General features: G+C 62.4%; 16 protein-coding genes and 2 pseudogenes. 10 read left to right on the top strand and 8 right to left on the bottom strand.

All coding sequences use genetic code 11. The annotated features are described in order from the left end of the window. Nucleotides 1-158: 158 nt before the first annotated feature. The 3 genes from ABD742_RS01270 to ABD742_RS01260 form a co-directional block, all read right to left on the bottom strand. Nucleotides 159-1,109, bottom strand: coding sequence for a serine hydrolase (locus ABD742_RS01270; RefSeq protein WP_344786969.1), 951 nt, complete (start codon nucleotides 1,107-1,109; stop codon nucleotides 159-161). Between the two features lie 173 nt (nucleotides 1,110-1,282). Beyond that, nucleotides 1,283-1,588: a putative quinol monooxygenase gene (locus ABD742_RS01265; protein WP_234754291.1), complete on the bottom strand. Its 306-nt coding sequence runs from the start codon at nucleotides 1,586-1,588 to the stop codon at nucleotides 1,283-1,285. Between the two features lie 28 nt (nucleotides 1,589-1,616). Further along, on the bottom strand, nucleotides 1,617-2,354 hold the full coding sequence (locus ABD742_RS01260) for a glutamine amidotransferase (protein ID WP_234754295.1): 738 nt from the start codon (nucleotides 2,352-2,354) through the stop codon (nucleotides 1,617-1,619). 385 nt (nucleotides 2,355-2,739) lie between these two features. Between ABD742_RS01260 and ABD742_RS01255 the strand changes: the two genes are divergently transcribed. The 4 genes from ABD742_RS01255 (at nucleotide 2,740) to mctP (ending at nucleotide 6,705) form a co-directional block, all read left to right on the top strand. Then, nucleotides 2,740-4,113, top strand: coding sequence for an ammonium transporter (locus tag ABD742_RS01255; protein ID WP_234754297.1), 1,374 nt, complete (start codon nucleotides 2,740-2,742; stop codon nucleotides 4,111-4,113). 47 nt (nucleotides 4,114-4,160) lie between these two features. After that, complete coding sequence (locus tag ABD742_RS01250; RefSeq protein WP_234754299.1) at nucleotides 4,161-4,484, top strand: DUF6221 family protein; 324 nt, start codon at nucleotides 4,161-4,163, stop codon at nucleotides 4,482-4,484. Nucleotides 4,485-4,729: 245 nt separating this feature from the next. After that, a complete protein-coding gene (locus tag ABD742_RS01245) occupies nucleotides 4,730-5,011 on the top strand; it encodes a DUF3311 domain-containing protein (protein WP_234754301.1) in 282 nt (93 codons plus the stop codon). Next, on the top strand, nucleotides 5,008-6,705 hold the full coding sequence (gene mctP / locus ABD742_RS01240) for a monocarboxylate uptake permease MctP (RefSeq protein WP_234754302.1): 1,698 nt from the start codon (nucleotides 5,008-5,010) through the stop codon (nucleotides 6,703-6,705). Before ABD742_RS01245 ends, mctP begins: the two co-directional genes overlap by 4 nt. 13 nt (nucleotides 6,706-6,718) lie before the next feature. Here mctP and mmuM read toward each other — a convergent pair. Beyond that, nucleotides 6,719-7,680, bottom strand: a pseudogene (mmuM, locus tag ABD742_RS01235) (homocysteine S-methyltransferase). Nucleotides 7,681-7,689: 9 nt separating this feature from the next. After that, nucleotides 7,690-9,204, bottom strand: coding sequence for an HNH endonuclease (locus ABD742_RS01230; RefSeq protein WP_234754303.1), 1,515 nt, complete (start codon nucleotides 9,202-9,204; stop codon nucleotides 7,690-7,692). Nucleotides 9,205-9,398: 194 nt separating this feature from the next. Between ABD742_RS01230 and ABD742_RS01225 the strand changes: the two genes are divergently transcribed. The 6 genes from ABD742_RS01225 (at nucleotide 9,399) to ABD742_RS01200 (ending at nucleotide 14,930) form a co-directional block, all read left to right on the top strand. Continuing rightward, on the top strand, nucleotides 9,399-10,298 hold the full coding sequence (locus ABD742_RS01225) for a LysR family transcriptional regulator (protein ID WP_234754304.1): 900 nt from the start codon (nucleotides 9,399-9,401) through the stop codon (nucleotides 10,296-10,298). A gap of 124 nt (nucleotides 10,299-10,422) precedes the next feature. Continuing rightward, nucleotides 10,423-11,520: a tartrate dehydrogenase gene (locus tag ABD742_RS01220; RefSeq protein ID WP_234754307.1), complete on the top strand. Its 1,098-nt coding sequence runs from the start codon at nucleotides 10,423-10,425 to the stop codon at nucleotides 11,518-11,520. Nucleotides 11,521-11,680: 160 nt separating this feature from the next. Then, nucleotides 11,681-13,075, top strand: a complete 1,395-nt coding sequence (gene dctA / locus ABD742_RS01215) for a C4-dicarboxylate transporter DctA (RefSeq protein ID WP_234754309.1) — start codon at nucleotides 11,681-11,683, stop codon at nucleotides 13,073-13,075. Nucleotide 13,076: 1 nt separating this feature from the next. Continuing rightward, complete coding sequence (locus ABD742_RS01210; RefSeq protein ID WP_234754311.1) at nucleotides 13,077-14,216, top strand: glycerate kinase; 1,140 nt, start codon at nucleotides 13,077-13,079, stop codon at nucleotides 14,214-14,216. A 73-nt stretch (nucleotides 14,217-14,289) separates the two neighbouring features. Beyond that, nucleotides 14,290-14,526 carry a type II toxin-antitoxin system Phd/YefM family antitoxin gene (locus ABD742_RS01205; protein ID WP_234754313.1) on the top strand — a complete coding sequence of 79 codons (237 nt, stop codon included), beginning with the start codon at nucleotides 14,290-14,292 and terminating at the stop codon, nucleotides 14,524-14,526. 26 nt (nucleotides 14,527-14,552) lie between these two features. After that, on the top strand, nucleotides 14,553-14,930 hold the full coding sequence (locus ABD742_RS01200; RefSeq protein WP_234754315.1) for a type II toxin-antitoxin system VapC family toxin: 378 nt from the start codon (nucleotides 14,553-14,555) through the stop codon (nucleotides 14,928-14,930). A gap of 88 nt (nucleotides 14,931-15,018) precedes the next feature. Here ABD742_RS01200 and ABD742_RS01195 read toward each other — a convergent pair whose 3' ends face one another. The 3 genes and pseudogenes from ABD742_RS01195 to ABD742_RS01185 form a co-directional block, all read right to left on the bottom strand. Further along, nucleotides 15,019-15,972 carry an ABC transporter permease gene (locus tag ABD742_RS01195; protein WP_344786956.1) on the bottom strand — a complete coding sequence of 318 codons (954 nt, stop codon included), beginning with the start codon at nucleotides 15,970-15,972 and terminating at the stop codon, nucleotides 15,019-15,021. A 418-nt stretch (nucleotides 15,973-16,390) separates the two neighbouring features. Further along, nucleotides 16,391-16,882 (bottom strand): annotated as a pseudogene (locus ABD742_RS01190) (ABC transporter ATP-binding protein); the annotation flags it as partial. After that, entirely contained in the window at nucleotides 16,879-18,378 is a 1,500-nt protein-coding gene (locus ABD742_RS01185; protein ID WP_234754323.1) for a hypothetical protein, read from the bottom strand. The pseudogene ABD742_RS01190 and the gene ABD742_RS01185, both read right to left, overlap by 4 nt. Nucleotides 18,379-19,412: the final 1,034 nt, after the last annotated feature.

The following is a 19,412-nucleotide window of genomic DNA, read 5'->3' as shown; positions in this document are numbered from 1 at the left end:
CGATTGATAGGAAATTGGCCCGACCCCATGAAGAAGGGAGACATATAGATAGCACTTCTACAGGCGCTCAGCGCCCATAAGGGAACAAGGACGCCGGCCGCGCAGTCAGTCTGACTGCGCGGCCGGCGTCGTGATGCTGAAGATCGGGCCAGGTCCCTTTAGAACAGACCATTCACCACAGCCTGGGTGAGCTGGTGGAAGATGTCGGTGCGGGCGGGGATATCGCTCTCGTCCTGGCCTTTGGTGTAGACCACGAATGCGTAGGAGTTGGTCCCGTTGGTGAGGATGCTGGCGTCGTGGAGTTCGTCGTCGAGCAGTCCGTACTTGTGGAAAACAGTGATTCCGGCCGGCACTGCGGCGGGGATGAGTGACTCGTAGTTGGTGTTCTGCATATAGGACAACAACTGTGCGGTGTCCTGCTGGTTCAGGAGCTTCCCGCCGTAGAGGCCGGCCATGATGCTGGCCATTTCGCTTGGAGTCAGAGTGTTGTTCATCGGGTCGTAGCTGACGCCGATCGATGCGGCATAGGACTGCAGTTCCGAATAACCGACCGCATCCATGATCAGGGACCAGGAGTCGTTGTCGCTGTTCTGGATCATCTCCTTGATCTGGAATCCGGCTGTGTACTCGCCCAAGGGATCGTCAAGGGACACTGCGCCCGTTTCGACAAGGTGATAGTACGCTGCGGCAGCCAGGACTTTGGCGGTGCTTGCTGCCTCGAATGGCGCTTGGACCCCGTACTGATGGCTTGAGCCGTCAGATAAGTCGATCAGGGTGACGCCGATCTGGTACTGGCTGTTGGCGTTGATGATGCCGTTGATCTCGGAGTCCAACGCGGGGGTCACTCCGCTACCCGAAGCAGCCGGCGCCGCAGCTGCGGGAGCCGCGACGGCTGGAGCGGCAGTCGGCGCCTCGGCCGCGGTCGACGACGGTGCGGCGGCCGCCGTCGTCGGGGATGCAGCCGTCGGGGATGCGGCTGGAACAGCTGCCGACGGCGTGGCGCCGGCTACCGCCGATACAGCATGGGGGACGGATGAGCGGGCATGCGCGGCCGAGTAAACCGTGGCCGTCAGGGTCAGTGCCAGAATGCCCGCGAAGGCCGCCAGCAAGGCCGATCGACGTCGGCGGGGACTCCAGCGGTTCCACCGACTTCTCTTTCGTCCGGACCCTTGGCCGGGACGACGGGGCTCTTGCTCTTCCATAATGAACCAACCGTAGCTACTGCAGCTATGTAAGAGCTATGAAAATCCTGTCCGTCAGCCACGTGTCGCCTGGATGAATATCAGGGGTTTCGGAGCGGTGAGCCCAATACCGTGAACCGGGTGCCGCCCATCTCTCCGGACAGCAGCGGCATTGCCTCACTTATGGCGGCCCGGACGCTGTCCAGCTGCAGCGATCCTTGGTGCGCTTCTGCCGATTCCCATAGTTCGCAGACAAAGACCGTGTCCGGCGATTCTTCGTTGACGCCCACCTCGTAGAGCAGGCAGCCCGCGCCCCGGAGCTCCGGTTTCGGTCTGAGAAGGATGGAGACGACGGCGTCGCGCTGGCCGGGTTTCGTGCCGAGGCTTCCCACATTTGCAAAAGTCATGGGCCCATTGTGCTTCATTCCCCCGACGTTATTGGGGAATCGCGTATCGGCGGACAAAGTTGCCGAGGATCTTCATCGGTTCGGTGGCCGTGATCTTCCGGGCGTCTGCCATCAGCTGTTCAGCAGCCTCGGGCGGAAAGTATCCAGCGTGGCGATACGTGTCGATTCGCGTGACGAGCCCCTCGGCGTCGAGCTCCGGATGGAATTGAGTGGCGTAAAGGTTCCTCTTGATCCGGAACATCTGCACCGGGCAGGCGGCCGAGCCGGCAAGCAACACCGCATGTCCTGGCAGGACCGTGCAGGCTTCCTTATGGCCGGTAAAGGCGACAAAACGCTCGGACATGCCTTGGAGGAGCGGGTCTTGGAGGCCCTCCGCTGTGAGTTTGATGGTTACCCCGCCGAGTCCTTCACCATAGGTACGGTCAATCACAGCCCCTTGGTGAAGTCCCAGGGTTCCGACCCCATAGCAGGCCCCCAGAAAGGGAAAGTCGGCGGCAACAATCGTGTCCAGCAGCTGCGCGAGTTCTTTCTCCACCCTTTTCTGGACCGGGCTCTTGTGTTCCGGCGGGTCGCTCGAGGTGAAGGGGCTGCCACCCACAATCACTCCGGAATAGTCGGAGAGCTCAAGCGGCGGGAGGGGCGCCACCTCCATTCGGATGCGTTGCAGTTGCTCGGGAGCGAGCCCTCCAAAATGAAGATACGCCTGGTACTCTTCCTCGGCGGCGGCGTCTTCGGCGCGAGATGCGAGCAGGAGAAACGGCTTCACAGGCTAAGTGTGCGCGCGGCGGCCGTGACGCGCCAGCGTTCGGCTGAAACATCCGTTTGAGGTGCGGTGAGCCGCCGTTCACGTGGAAGAAATGTCCGGATTTCCGGCCTAGTGGAAGGATTTCACCTCCTTTGGCTCTGGAATCCGCGGAATCACTGGGATCATTGGCGCCTGTTCCGGAGGGCCATTCGTCCGTGCCGGGGCGGCGTTAACATTCCCGAAACACGCCCGTCATGCGTTCTTCACGCCACGCCAAGTCATGTAACGTCCCCGCAACTTTTCCCAGCATTGCTTGAAACACGGAACCGGAAATATTGGGCAGGGGAAGAACGGGGCCACGCTGCGGCGGTCCTCCTACGGCATTCCGATAAGAAGGGAAACGCACGTGAATATCACTGCGGAAAACGTTTGGGTGATGGTGTCGGCGGCACTTGCACTGCTCATGACTCCGGCACTCGGCCTCTTCTACAGTGGCATGACGCGGGCCAAGGCCTCCCTCAACATGATCATGATGAGCTTCATCTCCGCGGGCATCGTAGGCGCCGTGTGGATCCTGTGGGGCTACTCGATGATCAGCGGCAAGAGTGTTCTGGGGATTTTCGGCAATCCGTTCAGCAGCTTCGGCTCGGCGGACCTGGTCGGTTCCACCGATCTCATCAAACTCGGCTTCAGCGCTACCTTCGCCATCGTCACCGTGGCCCTGATCAGCGGCGCGATCGCCGACCGCGCCAAATTCTCATCCTGGGTCATCTTCGTCCCCATCTGGATCACCCTGGTGTATTGCCCCTTGGCTTTCATGGTCTGGGGTGGCGGCCTACTCAGCCCTGGCGGAGCGATCAGTTCGGTCTTCGGTCAGGTGATTGACTTCGCCGGCGGCACTGTGGTGGAAATCAGCTCCGGCGCTGCCGCGTTTGTTCTGGCATTGATCCTGGGCAAGCGTCACGGCTTTGGAAAAGACCCGAACCACCGCCCGCACAACCTGCCCTTCATCATGCTTGGCGCCGGCCTCCTGTGGTTCGGTTGGTTCGGTTTCAATGCCGGCGCGGCCACGACGTCGGCGCAGGCCGGCTTGATCTGGGTCAACACCCTTGTTGCCCCGGCCGGGGCAATGCTCAGCTGGTTGGTCACCGAGAAGATCCGGCACGGCCACCCCACATCCTTGGGTGCCGCATCCGGCGTCGTGGCCGGCCTCGTGGCTATTACTCCGGCCTGCGCCAATGTGGTTCCCGCGGCAGCCCTCGGCCTGGGGCTGGTAGCCGGCGCCGCCTGCGCCGTATTTGTCGACCTGAAACACAAGTTCGGCTTTGATGACTCCCTCGACGTCGTGGGCGTCCACCTCGGTGGCGGACTTGTCGGCACGCTCGCGCTCGGATTCATCGCGCTGCCGGTGAACGGCAAGGGTGGAGGATTGTTTTACGGAGGCGGACTCCAGCAGCTCGTGGCGCAGATCGTCGCCATTCTTGTCACCCTTGCAGTCTCGGGAATCATGACGGCAATCATTGCCCTTGTCATTCACAAGACCGTTGGATTCCGGGTCAGCCACGAGGCGGAGCTCGCCGGCGTGGACTTGTCCGAGCACGCCGAGACCGCCTACGAGTTCGGCAGCATGTCCCGGAGCCACTTCAACGCCCTCCCCCATGTTGCCGCCCTCCGCCACGTCAACATCCCGATTTCAGCCCGAGCCGCTGCCGCCGCTTCGTCCCCCGCGGCCGCTCTCGCCGTCGAGCTCCCGCGCGAAAAGCAGGCCGACCCCGCTTAGCGGAGGCAGGCATTTCCGCAGCCGCAAGGGACGCGTACGCTCAATTTGTGGATATCGTCGATTTCCTCTCGGACCGCCTGAACGAGGACGAGGCTGCGGCACGGAAACTCCTCGGCGACCGTTCCGTCTCCGAAGCGGGCAAATGGTACGAGCGACGCCTTCTCCTGGAATGCGAATCAAAGAGAAGGCTGCTCAGGATCGTGGAATCCGCACGGCAGACGGCCCTGGCCACGATGGTTCGCGGCACGCTTGGTGATACCCCGCAGTGGATCCCGGAATCGATCGAATGGACCACGAAGTCGTTGAATGCCCTCGCGCTGCCCTATTCGGACCATCCGGACTTCGAGCCGGAATGGCTGGCGGGTACGTAGCTGGCGGGCGCGAGCAGCAAGAGTAGGAATCGGCAGGATCTTGCCGAAATGAGGCTGGCGGGGCGATTAAGCGCTGCGCCATTCGCCGCTGAGCCCGCAACAAAAAACGGGACCACTTCCCCTGTCAAAGAACTAATCCAGAATCTATTCTGTTGATGGACCGGTACACGTACGGTCTGTCAGGCCACCGGCACGTCCCGGGAAGCCCATCCCGCTCCGGGGGCCGTCTCTATGAGGAGGCGTCCATGTCATCTCCCGATGTGCCGACCCGGGGGCCCGCAAGGCCCGGTCCGTATATTGTGGCCGGAATCCTGCTGGCCATCGCCATTCTGGTTCCACTGTTGGTCCCGGTGTATTCGATTGATCAGCCGCGGCTCGCTGGCATGCCGTTCTTTTACTGGTACCAAATGCTCTGGGTCCCGATCACGGCAGGCATGGTGGGCGTCTCCTACTGGCTGGTTACCAAGGAGGACCGTCGCCGCCGCGAGGCCGCGCGGGGCGCACGCACTGAGGAGCAGGAACAATGAGCGGGCTCACCGTCCCGCTGGCGACCACAGCGGATCGGCCCGTCAACGGCGTCGCGCTCACCGTCGTCGTCGTCCTCTTTATCCTGGTGGCGGTCTTGGGCTTCTTCGCCGCACGCTGGCGAGCGGGCAAGGAGACCGGCCTGCACAGTCTCGATGAGTGGGGCCTCGGCGGCCGCGGTTTTGGAACCTGGGTGACGTGGTTCCTTCTCGGTGGCGATCTCTACACGGCCTACACATTCGTGGCCGTCCCGGCGGCAATGTGGGCCACCGGCGCCGTGAGCGGTTTCTTCGCCGTGCCATACACGATCGTGCTCTACCCGATTGTGTTCCTGTTGATGAGTCGTTTGTGGTCGGTCTCGCACCGGCATGGGTTCGTCACGCCGGCGGACTTCGTTGGCGGGCGCTATGGCAGCAGGGCGTTGACTGTTGCGGTGGCCCTCACGGGCATTGTCGCGACCATGCCCTATATCGCGCTGCAACTGGTCGGCATCAAAGCCGTACTCACGGTGTTGGGCCTCGGCAGCGCGCAGAATGTGCTGCTGACTGACCTTCCGCTGATCATCGCCTTCGTGGTCCTGGCCGCCTACACCTACACCTCGGGCCTTCGGGCGCCGGCGCTTATCGCCGTCGTGAAGGATCTGCTGATCTACCTCGCTGTCATCGTTGCTGTGATCTACCTGCCGATCAAGTTCGGGGGCTGGGACAACATCTTCGGTGCGGCCCAGACGAAACTCGACGCCATCAGCCCGGCGACAGGCAAGCCGGCCGGCGTCTTCATCCCGGGTGCCGCCAGCTATTCGGCGTACTGGACACTGGCTCTGGGATCGGCCATGGCGCTGTTCATGTACCCCCACTCGGTCACCGGGGTCTTGGCGACCAAGAGCAGGAACACCATCCGCAAGAATGCCGCGGTTCTTCCGCTGTACTCGCTCATGCTGGGGTTCCTTGCCCTCCTGGGTTACGCGGCCATCTCCGCGGGCACCAAACCCATTGACCTGAACGGTGCCGTCAATCCGCAACTGGTGGTTCCGCAGCTGTTCCTGGACAACTTCCCCGCGTGGTTTGCAGGGATCGCCTTGGCGGCTATCGCCATCGGCGCCTTGGTCCCGGCCGCCATCATGTCGATCGCTGCCGCTAACCTGTTCACCCGCAATATCTACCGCGACCTGATCCGGCCCGACGCCGACCCGCGGCAGGAAGCGAAGGTCTCCAAGATCGCCTCGCTCGTGGTGAAGTTCGGGGCGCTGATCTTCGTGATTGCGATGGACCAATCGGCTGCCATCAATATGCAGCTCCTTGGCGGTATCTGGATCCTGCAGACATTCCCCGCGATCGTGGCAGGACTGTACACTCGCTGGTTCCACGGCTGGGCGCTCTTCGCAGGCTGGGCGGCCGGGATCATCTACGGCACCGTCGCGGCGTACAACGTGGTCAACCCCGTGACGAAGGCCAACTTCGGAGGCTCCATCGCCGCCATCCCCGGCACCAATGTGCAGGTTTACATCGCCGTCGTGGCGTTCGCGATCAACCTCATCGTTGCTGCCGTACTCTCGCTGGTCTTCCGCGCCATGAAGCTCCCCGACGGAAAGGACATCACCCGGAACTCGGACTACGGAGCTGATGAAGACGATCCGAAAGTTGCACAGCTCCAGCGCGGGTATCCCTTGGGCGAAACGGGAGGCCCCGCGTTCTGACCGGATCTGCGCGCTAGCGCTTCATCGACAGCCTTGCCACGGCAGCGATGTCCCGCGGCGTCGTCCGGCAGCACCCGCCGATGAGCCGAGCCCCAAGATCGCGCCAAGTGCCAGCCCCTTCGGCGAGGCTTGACGGGCCCCCGGCGCATGCCCCGGGGCCAGGTCCCCACGTCTTGGTGACGGCGTCGTAGCTTTCGCCCGAGTTCGGGTACGCGAGCAGCGGCTTGTCCGTGGCATTGCGCAGGGCCTCAAGCGCTGGGGAAACCAAGTTCAGCGGCACGCAATTCACGCCGACCGCGGCGACGCGCGGCTGGGCTCCACAAAGCGCCGCCACCTCAGCAAGGGGCGTGCCGTCGCTGATGTGTCCGCCGTCCCGAAGCGTGAAGGAAAACCAGGATTCGACGTCGAACTCTTCCACGAGCGCCAAAAGGGCCTCAGCCTCCGCGAAGGAGGGCAGCGTCTCACAGGCCAGCAGGTCCGCGGCGGCCTCCACGAGCGCCCGAATGCGCGGCCGGTGGAACTCCTTGAACTCGCGCTGGGCGAGGACGTAGTCGCCCTGATACTCGGAACCGTCCGCGAGATAGGCGCCATAGGGCCAACAGATCCGGCAATCAGCAAGGGCCCTGCATCCGGGTTTTCCGCCAAGTACTCGCCCCGGGCCTCGTCGGCCAAGCGAACGCTTAACGCCACCAGTTCCAAGGCTTCCGCCTCGGCAATGCCGCGCCGGGAAAATCCCTGTGGCAGTGCTTGATAGCTCGAGGTGATGGCGACTGCGGCGCCGGCGTCGAAATAGTCGCGATGTACCTGCTTGATCAGCTGAGGTTGTTCCAAGAGGACCTTGGCCGACCATAGCGGATCGTCCAGATCGCAGCCGCGTGCTTCAAGCTCGGTGGCAAGTGCACCGTCCACTGTCAGGTTTGCACCGGAATCGAGCATGCAGGACAAGCTGGTGCTGTGACTGCTCCTGCTGTCCATAGCTTGAGCCTACGATCCTTCCGTTGGGTTTGTTCTAGAAAGCTGTCGGCAACGAAAGCGGGAACAGGACCTAGGCAGCCGGCATTTCCGATCGGTGGCGGCTGCGAAACAGGTCCCGAAATAGTGTGCCGCCATGACGGGCGGGTCTCCGTTCAAATGCGTTCCTGGCAGCGGCGGGGCTGTGGATCGGTAGGTATGTCCGGTGGGGGTGCGGATTTCGAGGACGTGCCGTGTCCCGGAGCTGGTTCTTGCTCTCCAGCCGGTGAGTTCTTTGGTGTGGTTGCAGGCTTCGCACAGGCCAGCCCCGTTACTGAGGCTCGTTGTGCCGCCGTCGTGCCACGGGACGACATGATCGAAATGCCTGATCGGTGCGTCGCAATACGGGGTGCGGCAGGTGTCGTCGCGGGCCTGGATGAAGCGCCGCATGCCTGCCGGGAAAAGCCGGGCCCGCGAATCGGCTCCGACAAGCTCCCCGGTCCCGGGGACGGTAAAGAGACGCCGGAGCCAGACTTTGAAGACCTGGCCCTGGGCAAGTTGACGGGGTTCATTGCTGCTCCCGGGTCCTTCGGCGAGCAGTGTCCTGGCCCAGGCGGCCGGCACGATCCCGTAGCCGGGCAGGCGGGCCGGTTCGGCATCGCCCTGGAACAGGGTGCGGTCGGTCATGACGAGCTGGACTTCCACCTCGCTGATCCCGCCTGGGGTGCCGGTGGTGCGTTCGACGAGGGTGTCGGCCATGATCTGGCCCCGGCTGCGGGTCTCTCCGGAGGAGCGGAGGGTGTCGGCGTGCCGGGACAGGGCCGCGTGCACGGCCACGCCCTGGGCGACCGGCAGCAGGGCGGTCAGGTAGGTCATGGTGTCCGGTGCCGGGCGGAGGCTGACGTGCCGTTCGGTGGCGGCGTGGCTGGCACGCTGCGTGACGGAGCGCGGGTCCCGCCGGTAGGCCGCGGTCCGGGCCGCGGCGATGATGGCTTTGTCTCCGGCGCCGTCGAAGACTCCCGTGTCGGCGGCGAGTTCCTCGTCCACGGCGCAGCGGTCTTCGGCGGACAGGCAGGCGGTTTCCTTCACCAGCAGGGTTGCCCGCCATTCGTTCAGCTGCCCGGTGTCCAGGGCGGCGAGGGTGTGCGGCATTTCGGTGACGAGGGCTTTGGCGAGGCCGTGGAGCCGGGATCCGCGGGCGGGGGACTCCCGCCGGGCCAGGGCCACCTGCGCCGCGACCCCGCGTCCCTGCTCCTCGGCCGGGACGCCCAGATCCTTCTCGGCGCTGCGCTGGGCGGCATCGAACGCGACGGCAATCCTCGCCTGCGCGGCCGCGGCGGCGGACTTCAAGTCCTCCAGGGCACGCAACTGGTCAATCAATTCGGCCGGTGCCGCGCCGTTCGTGAGGCCTGGGCGAAGCGACGTCACGACATCGACCAGGTCCCGCACCCGGACGCGCGGGACGCCGACACCGGGGACAGCATCCGGAACCGCGCCGCCGGCTGGCGCGCCCGCTCCGATCAGCTGTGTTCCCCGGTTCCCGTCCATAAGAAAAGCCTCGCAGGGACCACTGACATTATTAGGCCGGAGAACCGCGCCCGGGCGAAAAATCTTGAGAAGCAGCCGGATTTTTTTGGGAGGCAGCACCTCGAACGCCCAGACAGCCCGGCCATCGCTTGAGCCACTGATAGGCGTAGGCTATCGATCGTTTCGGAAGACCGCCCAGCCAGAGGAGCCGCACCGTGGACACGCGAAAACTGAAGTACTTCCTCGCCGTCGTCGACCACGACGGGTTCAACCGCGCTGCCGAGCATTTGCTCATCGCCCAGCCTTCGCTTTCCCAGACCATCGCCAACCTCGAGAAGGAGCTAGGCGTTCCGCTGTTCCACCGCATCGGCCGCAGGGCAGTCCTCAGCGAAGCCGGCAAGGAACTGGTCGGCCCGGCCAGACTCGTCATGCGGGATCTCGACGCCGCGCAATCCGCGGTCCAGTCACTCCGCGGCATCAGAAGCGGTCGCCTCGATATCATCACCATGCCTTCCCCCGGTATCGAGCCGCTGACGTCCATGATTGCCGCCTTTACCAAGGTCTATCCCGCAGTCCGGCTCAACGTCAGTGCCGCATTCACGCCCGAAGAAGTGATCGAATCAGTCCGCAACGGCAGCACCGAGATCGGACTGGCAGGCTCCCCTACGCCGATCCTGGTGCCCGGCGTCCAGGTCCTCGAACTCGAAAAGCAACCGCTCATCCTGATCGTCAACCCGCAGGCCGACACCTTCGGTACCGAGAAAACGGCCATCCAACGCGAGGATCTCGGGGGCCAGCGCATCATTGCCAGCCAGCGAGGTTCCCTCATGCGTTGGCTCGTCGATGATGCCCTGGCGCACGGCGTCGAAGTGGAGATCGTCGTCGAAGTCGCCCACCGGACCTCCATCTTGCCCCTGGTTTTGGCGGGCGTCGGGCACGCGGTGATGCCGTCGTCATGGGCTCCAACCGCGCACAAAGCGGGGCTCCGCACCCTGCTCATCGAACCGGTGAGCCATCTGGACGTCGCGGTACTCAGCCGCAAGAACAACCTCACTTCCGCGGCCAAAGCGTTCTTGAAAGTCGCTGCGGAGCACACCGAAGGCGCCAACAGCTAAAAACCAATAGGCGCTACCTATCAGTCGTATCGAAACTAAGTCTTGGACGCCACCTACCCGCCGCCCGTCTACTTGAAAAGGAAGGCAGTGTGACTCTGCTAACAAACTCAACGAGGAGGTAGGCATGAGCGCCACCCAGAAATTCAGCATCGCATCGATCCCCGCAGACGGAGTCGGCAAGGAAGTTGTCTCCGCAGGCCGCCGCGTCCTGAACGCCCTGGCCGCGAACTCCAACGGCAAGTTCTGCTTCGAATGGACCGAGTTCCCATGGGGCTGCGGCTACTACGAGGAGACCGGCCAGATGATGGACCCTAAAGGCCTGGATGCCCTCAAGGATTTCGACGCCATCTACTTCGGCGCTGTCGGTTGGGAGAACGTCCCGGACCACATCAGCCTCTGGGGCCTGCGCCTGAACATCACCCAGAACTTCGACCAGTGGGCCAATATCCGCCCGGTCAAATTCCTCCCCGGCATCCAGTCCCCGCTCCGCAAAGCTGACAACACTGAGCTCGACTGGATTGTTGTCCGCGAAAACAGCGAAGGCGAGTACGCCGGCCTCGGCGGCCGCAACTTGAGTGGTCGCGGGCCGGGAAACGAGGTAGCGCTGCAGACCGCGTTGTTCACCGAGAAGGGCTGCGAGCGCATCATGCGCTTCGCGTTCGAGCTCGCACGGACCCGCACAGTCAAAAAGGTCTCGTCGGTCACCAAGTCCAACGCTCAGCAGTACGGCATGGTCCTCTGGGACGAAACCTTCAAGCGCGTCGCCCTCGACTACCCGGACGTGCAGACCGAGAGCGTCCTGGTTGACGCCATGAGCGCCAAGTTCATCCTGCACCCCGAGGAACTGTCGGTGGTGGTCGCGTCCAACCTGAACGCCGACATCCTCTCGGACCTCGGCTCCGCCCTCGCCGGCAGCCTCGGCCTCGCCGCGAGCGCCAACCTTAACCCGGAGCGCCGCTTCCCCAGCATGTTTGAGCCTGTCCACGGTTCCGCGCCGGACATCGCCGGCAAAGGCATCAGCAACCCGATCGGCGCGATCGCCAGCGCCGCCCTGATGCTCGACCACTTCGGCCTGCACGAGGAAGCCCGCCTGGTCGAGGCCGCCATCGAGCAGACCACCGCCGCCGGGTTCTTGACCCGCGACGTCGGCGGCGAAGCCACGACGGACGACGTCACCGAAGCCATCATCAAGGCTCTTAGCCACTCGCTGGCCGCCGTCTAAAGCAGCCCGCAACTCCGGTGACGTTCGACGGCGGCTGGCCGTCCGCCGTCGAACGCCGCGGAGGTCCCTTCCCAACGCTCGCAAGCTCGCGTCGGGGCCCCCGGGACGCCGCTTACCCTTTCAGCTTTCTCCAGAGATTTTCCACAATGAGGTAGGAAACATGGGACACTCATCAACCGCCGGTCATCCGACCCCGGCCCCCAAAAAACGCTGGTACCGGCAACTGTATTTCTGGGTACTGACCGCCATTCTCATTGGCGTCCTGCTCGGCTGGCTCGCGCCGACCGCAGGCATCGCCATGGAACCGATCGGAACCACGTTCGTCAATGCGATGAGGATGCTCATCGGGCCGATCGTCTTCCTGACCACCGTCGGCGGGATCGCGAGCGTCGCGGACCTGAAGAAGGTCGGGATGACGGGCCTCAAGGCTCTCACGTACTTCCAGATCGGCACGATTTGTGCGTTGGCGTTCGGTTTGCTGGCGATCAATATCTTCCGGCTTGGCGAGGGCGTCAATGCTACTGCGGGCACCATCAAGACCACCGCCGCCGCGGCCCAGCTTATCGATGCCGGCGCGCACCAGGAATGGTGGCAGTTCCTGACCAACATCATCCCCACGAGCATCGTCCAGCCCTTCATTGCGGGCGATATTCTCCAGATCATCTTCATCGCGGTGGTCTTCGGGATCGCGTTGAATGCGATGGGCAAGCTTGGCGCCCCCGTGCTCGACGGCGTGCAGCGGCTCACCGGCGTGATGTTCAAGATCCTGGGCTTCATCATGAAGGCCGCGCCGCTGGGTGCCTTCGGCGCCATGGCCTTCGCGGTCGGCAAGTACGGTGTGTCCTCGCTGACCAGCATGGGCGGGTTGATCGCGCTGTTCTACGTCACCTCGATCCTCTTTGTGGTGGTGGTCCTTGGCTCCGTCATGGCGTTCCTGAAGCTGAACATCTTCACGATGATCAGGCATTTCAAAGAGGAATACCTGATCATCCTGGGCACTTCGACCGCCGAACCGGCGCTGCCGGGCCTGATGCGCAAGCTCGAGCATGCGGGGGTAAAGAAGGAGACGGTGGGGCTCGTTGTCCCCACCGGCTACAGCTTCAACCTCGACGGCGCAGCGATCTACCTTTCCCTAGCCGCCGTGTATATCGCCCAGGCCACCAACACGCACTTGAGCATCGGCCAGCAATTGGGCCTCATCGCCGTCATGCTGCTTACGTCCAAGGGGGCTGCCGGTGTTGCTGGCGGCGGATTCATCGCTCTCACTGCAACGTTGGCCACCATCGGCACCATCCCGGCCGCGGGCATCATGCTCATCTTCGGCATCGACAAGTTCATGTCCGAATGCCGCGCCCTCGTGAACTTCACGGGCAACGCCGTCGCCACGTTGTTCATCGCCTGGTGGGACCGCACCCTCGACGCCGACCGCGTCCGCAGTGTCTTCGCGGGCGAAGCTGTGGAGCCGATTCAGGTGGCCGATCTTCCGGCGCCCGCTGCCGCCGTCGAGCCCTTTCAGGCCGCCGATCGCCACCCCGCCTATTCGGACTCCATCTGACATGACGGGCGCAACCGCCCCGAAAACCGTCCTCATCGCGCCCGACAAGTTCAAAGGCAGCCTCACGGCCGGCGAGGTGGCAGACGCCCTGGCGGCAGGGCTGCGTTCCGTCGGAGCAGTTCGCTGTGAGCTGCTGCCGCTGGCGGACGGAGGTGACGGCAGCGTTGATGCCGCCGTCGCCTCCGGGTTCGCCCGCCACGGCTGCACGGTGAGCGGCCCCACTGGCCAGCCCACACAAGCGAGCATCGCGTTCGACGGCGTCACTGCTGTTGTGGAGGTAGCGAACACTTGCGGTTTGGGGCTCTTGCCGGACGGACGGCTTTTGCCGCTGGATGCGTCGAGTCGCGGGTTTGGCGAGGCTGTTCTCTTTGCCCTTTCGTTGAGGCCGGCTCGGATCGTGCTGGCGCTCGGAGGCAGCGCGAGCACCGACGGAGGAATGGGCATGCTCACCGCCCTGGGCTTCCGCTTCCTGGATGCTTCCGGCCGTTCTTTGGAAGGCAACGGACGGAACCTTGGCCTTGTTCATTCCGTTCTCGGGACGTTGCTTTCCGGGCTGGTCGAGACGGAACTGATTGTTGCGAGCGACGTGCACAACCCGCTGTGCGGGCCGGACGGAGCTCCTGCGGTGTTCGGTCCGCAGAAGGGCGCATCGCTTGCGGATGTTGCAGCGCTCGACGCCGGTCTGATGCATTTTGTCTCTGTGCTCGCCTCCGTTGGGTTTGAGGATGCAGCTTCCTTTGCCGAGCATCCGGGCGCTGGAAGCGCCGGTGGGATCGGCTTCGCGTGCATGCTGCTGGGTGCTTCTCAGGTCTCGGGGGCGGACTACTTCCTCGACCTCCTGGACTTCGACACCCGCAAGGACAGTTGCGATCTGGTGGTGACCGGCGAGGGCAGCATCGACGAGCAGACCCTCGCCGGAAAGCTGCCGGCCGCCGTCGCGCGCCGCTCGGGTACGCGGCCGATCATCGCCGTCGCGGGCCGCTCCTTGCTGCGGCAGGAGCGGTGGTCCGAGATGTCTCTTTCGCACGTCTACACCCTGGCGGACTATACGGATCTGGACTCGTCGAAGGATCCTGTGTTGTCGGCGGAACTGTTGCGGCGGATCGGGCGGGAAATTGGGGAGGGGCTCGGTCGCGGGTGACCGCACCTGCTGGGCGTTTTGCGGAGCACTAAAAACTCAAGTTCGCCCGTATCACCGGTGATACACTTATTGCATGGGAACTGTGACGGTGCGCGAGCTACGGAACCATGGCGGCGAAGTCCTTGAGCGGGTCGCTCAAGGCGAGACGTTGATCGTTACCCGCGACGGCCACGAGGTGGCTGAGCTTCAGCCCGTCCGCCGACGCAGCCGCCAAACAGAGCAATTGATCGCCAGCCGCCGGCACCTGCCGCGCGTGGACGTCGAAACATTCCGGGCAGATCTGGACGAAATCCTGGACGCGGGGCTGTGACCCGGGGAACCCCGGAACGGGGAATATTGGACACATCCACCGTCATCGGGCTCGGAGACCTCGCCGGGTCCGAGTTGCCTCATGAATGCCTCATCAGCGCGGTAACCCTCGCGGAACTCTCCGTCGGCCCTCTGGTCGCCGCCACAGACAAGGAACGGGCTGCGCGGCAGGCGCACCTCCAGCAGGCGGAAGCCGACTTCGACCCGCTCCCCTTCGATGCGGCCTGTGCCCGGGCCTTCGGCCAGGTGGCCGCATCGCTGCGCCGGAATGGTCGTAAACCCAAAGCACGAGCTTACGACGCCCTCATAGCCGCAACCGCGATCGCCAATAACCTCCCCCTCTACACGCTCAACACCGCAGATTTCGAAGGTATAGAGGGACTCGAAGTTCACTCCGCCCGCTGAGTTCTGCCCTAACAGAGACCGAGCACTGCCTCTTGGTTCCTTCCCGGATGCGCGGCGAGCAAGGTTCCGGATCTCGAGCGCTCCGGAGCTACAGGTCCCTCAGCGAGGAATCCGCGTCGAGCCGAGCGAGTCTTGCGACGTGCCCAACGGCTCCAAGGCACAAGAACAAAGGAACACAGAAGAGTGCCCCGAGCACGAGCAACCAGTTGGGCATGGCCCACGCAGCCACCGGCAGGAGGTCGAGCTGCAGTCCACTGAAGACCGCCGTTCCTATGACGGAGCAAAGAGTTCCCAGGAGCGCCCCCGTCACGCCAATGATGAGGCCCACCGCCGCCAACTCGACCATGTAAACCCCTGCTATCGAGGCCCCCGACCAGCCGATGGCTTTGAGGAGACCCACTTCGCGAGCTCTCTGCTTGATCCAACTGCCACCAACAGACACTCCGACCCCGAGGCAGAAGATGATCAAGAACCCACCGATCACCCAGCTGACAAGGGCGAGAAGAGCGAAGAGGCCTGAGAGGGATCGGATTTGGCCCGCAACGCTGTTCACTGAATATCCGAGCGCTCGGACTTGGTTCTGTACATTGACCACTTCGTCTGCTGAGTCAACGCGAACATATGCGCGGGGGTAGGTCAGCGCTTTTGTATTCGGCCGGGCATTGGCGAGCGTTGACTGGAGCACCTTACTGGATACGTAAGCAGCCTGTGCGCCATCCGTACCCGGCGACGAGTTGTCATAGATACCTGAGACGCGGAGAGATATGGAAACAGGTTCCCCATTGCCAGGGCCGATTTCCTTCGTGTACACAAAGCTCATTTCCTTGCCGTGCAGCTGGGCATATCTCTGGCCCTGCCCCTTGTCGGGAAGCAGGATCTGGCCTTCCCCAGGGCCGTCCCCGGAGACGTCTCCCAGCAGTATTTTCGGAGTGATGCCGCTGATGAATGGCGTACCCATGAATGCACCGGGGTTGTTCGGTGATGGCCAGTTCGCGGGGTCCTCTATGGCGAGGTCTATTTGTGCCCAACCGGAGGATCGCACTACGTGATCGATTTGGCTGAACCGGGATAATGATTCATCAGTGATCTCACGAGCTGAGTCCGGACCTACTGAAGTCACCTCCACGTAATTCAGGGCGGAATTGGTGCTGATCTTGTTTGAGTATGAGCTTATTCCGGCCCCTACGATGCTGTCGGCGAATATGAATACCGCGATGCCAAGACTCATCAGGACCGCGAGTGGCCTCAATTTCGAGAGGGAAAGCCGCACCGACCTTGCAGCAAAGACCCTATTTCTGTTCAAGGAACAACTCCTTCATAGGAAGCTGACGGTGGGCCACTTGCTGGAAAACTTCGTCGTGGGAAGCAACGAGGATGCCGCACCCGCTGTTGGCCCCCGTTCGCATGGCGTCCAGGATGGCCTCAGTGTTTGTCGCATCGAGACCCGAACTTGGTTCGTCGGCCAGTAGCAATGACGGTTCGTTGATCAGCGCACGGCAAAACGCGACTCTTTGCTGCTGCCCGCCGGAAAGCCTTTTCGCTTGCCGGTCAGCGACCGCCACCAGGCCGAAGCGTTCCAGCTGCTCCGTAATCGTTGCGCGTGTCATGGGCTTGCTGCTGGCAAGGAGGACATTTTCCAACGCCGTAAGTTCGGGCAACAGGTTGCTGCTCTGAAACACCATGCCAATTTCGTTCGAGCGGACCTGACTCGCTTCCCGGGACGAGGCGTTGGTCCTGTCGTCACCGTTGATCCACACTTTGCCGGCATCGGGGGTCGATAGCAGTCCGGAGATGTTCAGGATCGTTGACTTCCCCGAACCCGACTCACCTCGCAGCCAGACGATTTCGCCAGCCTCGACGTTCAGGCTGATTCCAGAAAGGACCAACTGTTGCGTCCCGCGATCATCTAAAAAGGACTTGGCGATGTTCTCAAGACGCAGCACCGCTGTCATTTGTTCTCCCCGAAGTCGTAGGCACCCGGGACCGCGATCATTGCGGCCGAAATTGACAGACTGCATGGTGACGCCTTGTCTGCTTCCATCCGATACAAGGACGGGAATTCTTTGCAGCCCTTCAGAGTCCGGAGATCCTCGGCCGCTTTGTCAAAGTCGTTTGATCCAAGTCCGGACCGACTTGCGTTCGTCATGGCGGTCAATGCCCGAAAATAATTCAGGCCCTTTCCTTTGGATGAACCAATGAGCTGCGGGAGAGCGGACTGGACGGCCGGAAACATTGATCTCACTTCTTCGCTGTTTGAGAAGTACATGGAGTTGGAGAGCGCCATCAGTGCTCCGGAAAGTAGGTCTTCAACCCCGGGGTCTGCATCGAACGCCTCCAGTCGCGCCAACCTCGCGTTAGGGTCAAGCTGCACCAGAACATCCACCAGCTCGATGTACCCGCTGAGTTTTGCGAAAGTCACGGTGGCCGGAAGCGCCGCCCTACCTTGCTCGATGATCGAACCGTAGTTCCCCCAGGATGGAGACCCAGAGCGCTTTAGCGCCACAAGCGCCTTGAGCTGAGTGATCTGATCGGTTTCGGGCGCCTTCAGCACCCGTTCCAGTTCGTCTCGGGTTCGTTCACTTACGACCGCGGGAAAGCTCGTGTCGAGGAGTCTCGCGGCAAGATACGTCCCGTGGACCGAGCCTTTGGCGAGAGTCGATGAACGGATAAGTCCCGTCTTCTGGTCGACCCTGGATGCAATATGATCTTTGACAAGTCGCTTCGCCTCTGTCTGTGCGTTCAGCAATTCCAAGGAACGCAGCATTGAAGCGATCAGCGCGTCATCGTGCACCTGGCTCGAATCCAGAAGCCTAACGATATGGTCCCTAGCACCGTTAGGAACCACCAGATCATTTCCAAGAGTTGCTCTCGCTTCAAGGGCGGCTTGAAAGTCAAGAGTTGACTCATAGTCGCCAGGGAGCTTGTTGGAATCCACGTTCTTCAACGCTCGTTCCAATTCGAGGGGTCTCTCCTTTTGCAGAGCCGAATAGGAATCGAAGAGACGCCATAGAAGATAGGGCTTGTTCGTGATCGAGTTGAGGTCAATTGCGCCAAGCCGTATGAGCGCTTCTTCCACAAAGGACTTTCCTGCGATCACGGACCAGCCTTGCATCCTACCGATGTCGATCCAAAACCAGAGGGCGGCGATTTCCGCGCCTACATCCTGCTGCCTTGCGGGCATCGCGGTACTGGCCAATCTCTTCTCCAATTCGACAGGCAAAGCTGCGCCGGCTGCCCTAATCAGCTTGAGCGCCGACCAGAGCGTCGGCAGGTCGGCTGTGGACTGATCACCCAGTGCGTTGCGGACGGTCCGATTGGCGTTGTCCGCGGCCAGCAGGTGGGAACCAAAGTTCTCGGTGTACAACGCCGTCGTGTACAGATCTCCACGCTCTTGACCCTCCCCTTCGGGCATCCTTATGAGACCGTTGATTCCCTGGAGCTTCTTCAAGTCATCTTGTATGGCAGACACATCGTTGGCCGGCGCGGAGAGACCGGCACTGCAGGCAGTCAGGCAAAGCATGGCCGTGATTAGCACCGACACCAGCTTGGCGTTTCGTGTGTGCTGCAACTTTTGACGGCATATACCTAGGCTTCTTGTCATTACTGCAGTGCCGATCTCTTCGTTATACGCGAGCGGAAGCAGTGCGCAAATTACCGTAGTAGTAAGCGGTGGCCGCCACATCCGCACCTAGGTAGAAGGCACCCCACCCCATGCAGACTGTGCCGCTCAGATAGGATCCACGAGCACCGTTACTATTGGTCCACTGAAGTGTCGCAGGATTGCTGGTTCCCGATCCCGATACGTTGACACCCTTGATACTGATAGACCCAACTCCGTACTGGTAGAACGATGTCGTATTGCGGATCCAATTGGGTGATACATTCATCACCGCCGACGAGGAAAAACTCCCACAACCGCCATTTGAAACCGGCTGGATCCACATATTTGCCGTGATCGGCTGCCCGTTATCGAAATACGCCGTGCCCGATGCGCTAGTGGCCTGCGCTCCCGACGCAGCCCCAATTGCCATAAGAGCCGTCAATGCTCCTGCCGCCACTGCCTTCCTTGCATTCCTTGCATTCCTAACCATTTTCATTCGATTCCCCATTCTCAGTTACCGGCCGGTCTTGGAATTCCGACCGCTATTCTGGTCAGACATGAATATCGAACATGTTCTCCACCCTGAGCCGATCGCACGGAACGAGTCCGGGATCGCGGCTCGCGAGTCCTTTACTTCGCGTACGGGGGAGCCCGTTCCCTGCCCCGGATCAGGCGCGCCACGAACGTGACCACCGCAAGCCCCGGCGCGAGAACGAACAGCCTTCCCATCGCCGGTGCCCAGAGACGACGCTGCAAGCGACAAAGGCGAGCACGCACGCAGTGGCCGTGCTGCGGATAGCTGATGAAAAGATCATTCTCGGAACCTTTCTCGGGTCCGGGATCGCAGTCGCACGGGCGGGCGTTGCCGCTAAGACTTCCCG

Origin of the sequence: Arthrobacter ramosus, assembly GCF_039535095.1 — a bacterium.
Taxonomy (GTDB): Bacteria; Actinomycetota; Actinomycetes; order Actinomycetales; family Micrococcaceae; genus Arthrobacter; species Arthrobacter ramosus.
Note: the sequence above shows the minus strand (reverse complement) of the source record. Positions and strands in the feature narration are given on the sequence as shown.

Bases quoted from the DNA above. Each gene is read 5' to 3' on its own strand.
- ABD742_RS01265 (WP_234754291.1), bottom strand. From the start codon at position 1,588: ATGACTTTTGCAAATGTGGGAAGCCTCGGCACGAAACCCGGCCAGCGC.
- ABD742_RS01245 (WP_234754301.1), top strand. From the start codon at position 4,730: ATGTCATCTCCCGATGTGCCGACCCGGGGGCCCGCAAGGCCCGGTCCG.
- mctP (WP_234754302.1), top strand. From the start codon at position 5,008: ATGAGCGGGCTCACCGTCCCGCTGGCGACCACAGCGGATCGGCCCGTC.
- ABD742_RS01230 (WP_234754303.1), bottom strand. From the start codon at position 9,204: ATGGACGGGAACCGGGGAACACAGCTGATCGGAGCGGGCGCGCCAGCC.
- ABD742_RS01220 (WP_234754307.1), top strand. From the start codon at position 10,423: ATGAGCGCCACCCAGAAATTCAGCATCGCATCGATCCCCGCAGACGGA.
- dctA (WP_234754309.1), top strand. From the start codon at position 11,681: ATGGGACACTCATCAACCGCCGGTCATCCGACCCCGGCCCCCAAAAAA.
- ABD742_RS01210 (WP_234754311.1), top strand. From the start codon at position 13,077: ATGACGGGCGCAACCGCCCCGAAAACCGTCCTCATCGCGCCCGACAAG.
- ABD742_RS01205 (WP_234754313.1), top strand. From the start codon at position 14,290: ATGGGAACTGTGACGGTGCGCGAGCTACGGAACCATGGCGGCGAAGTC.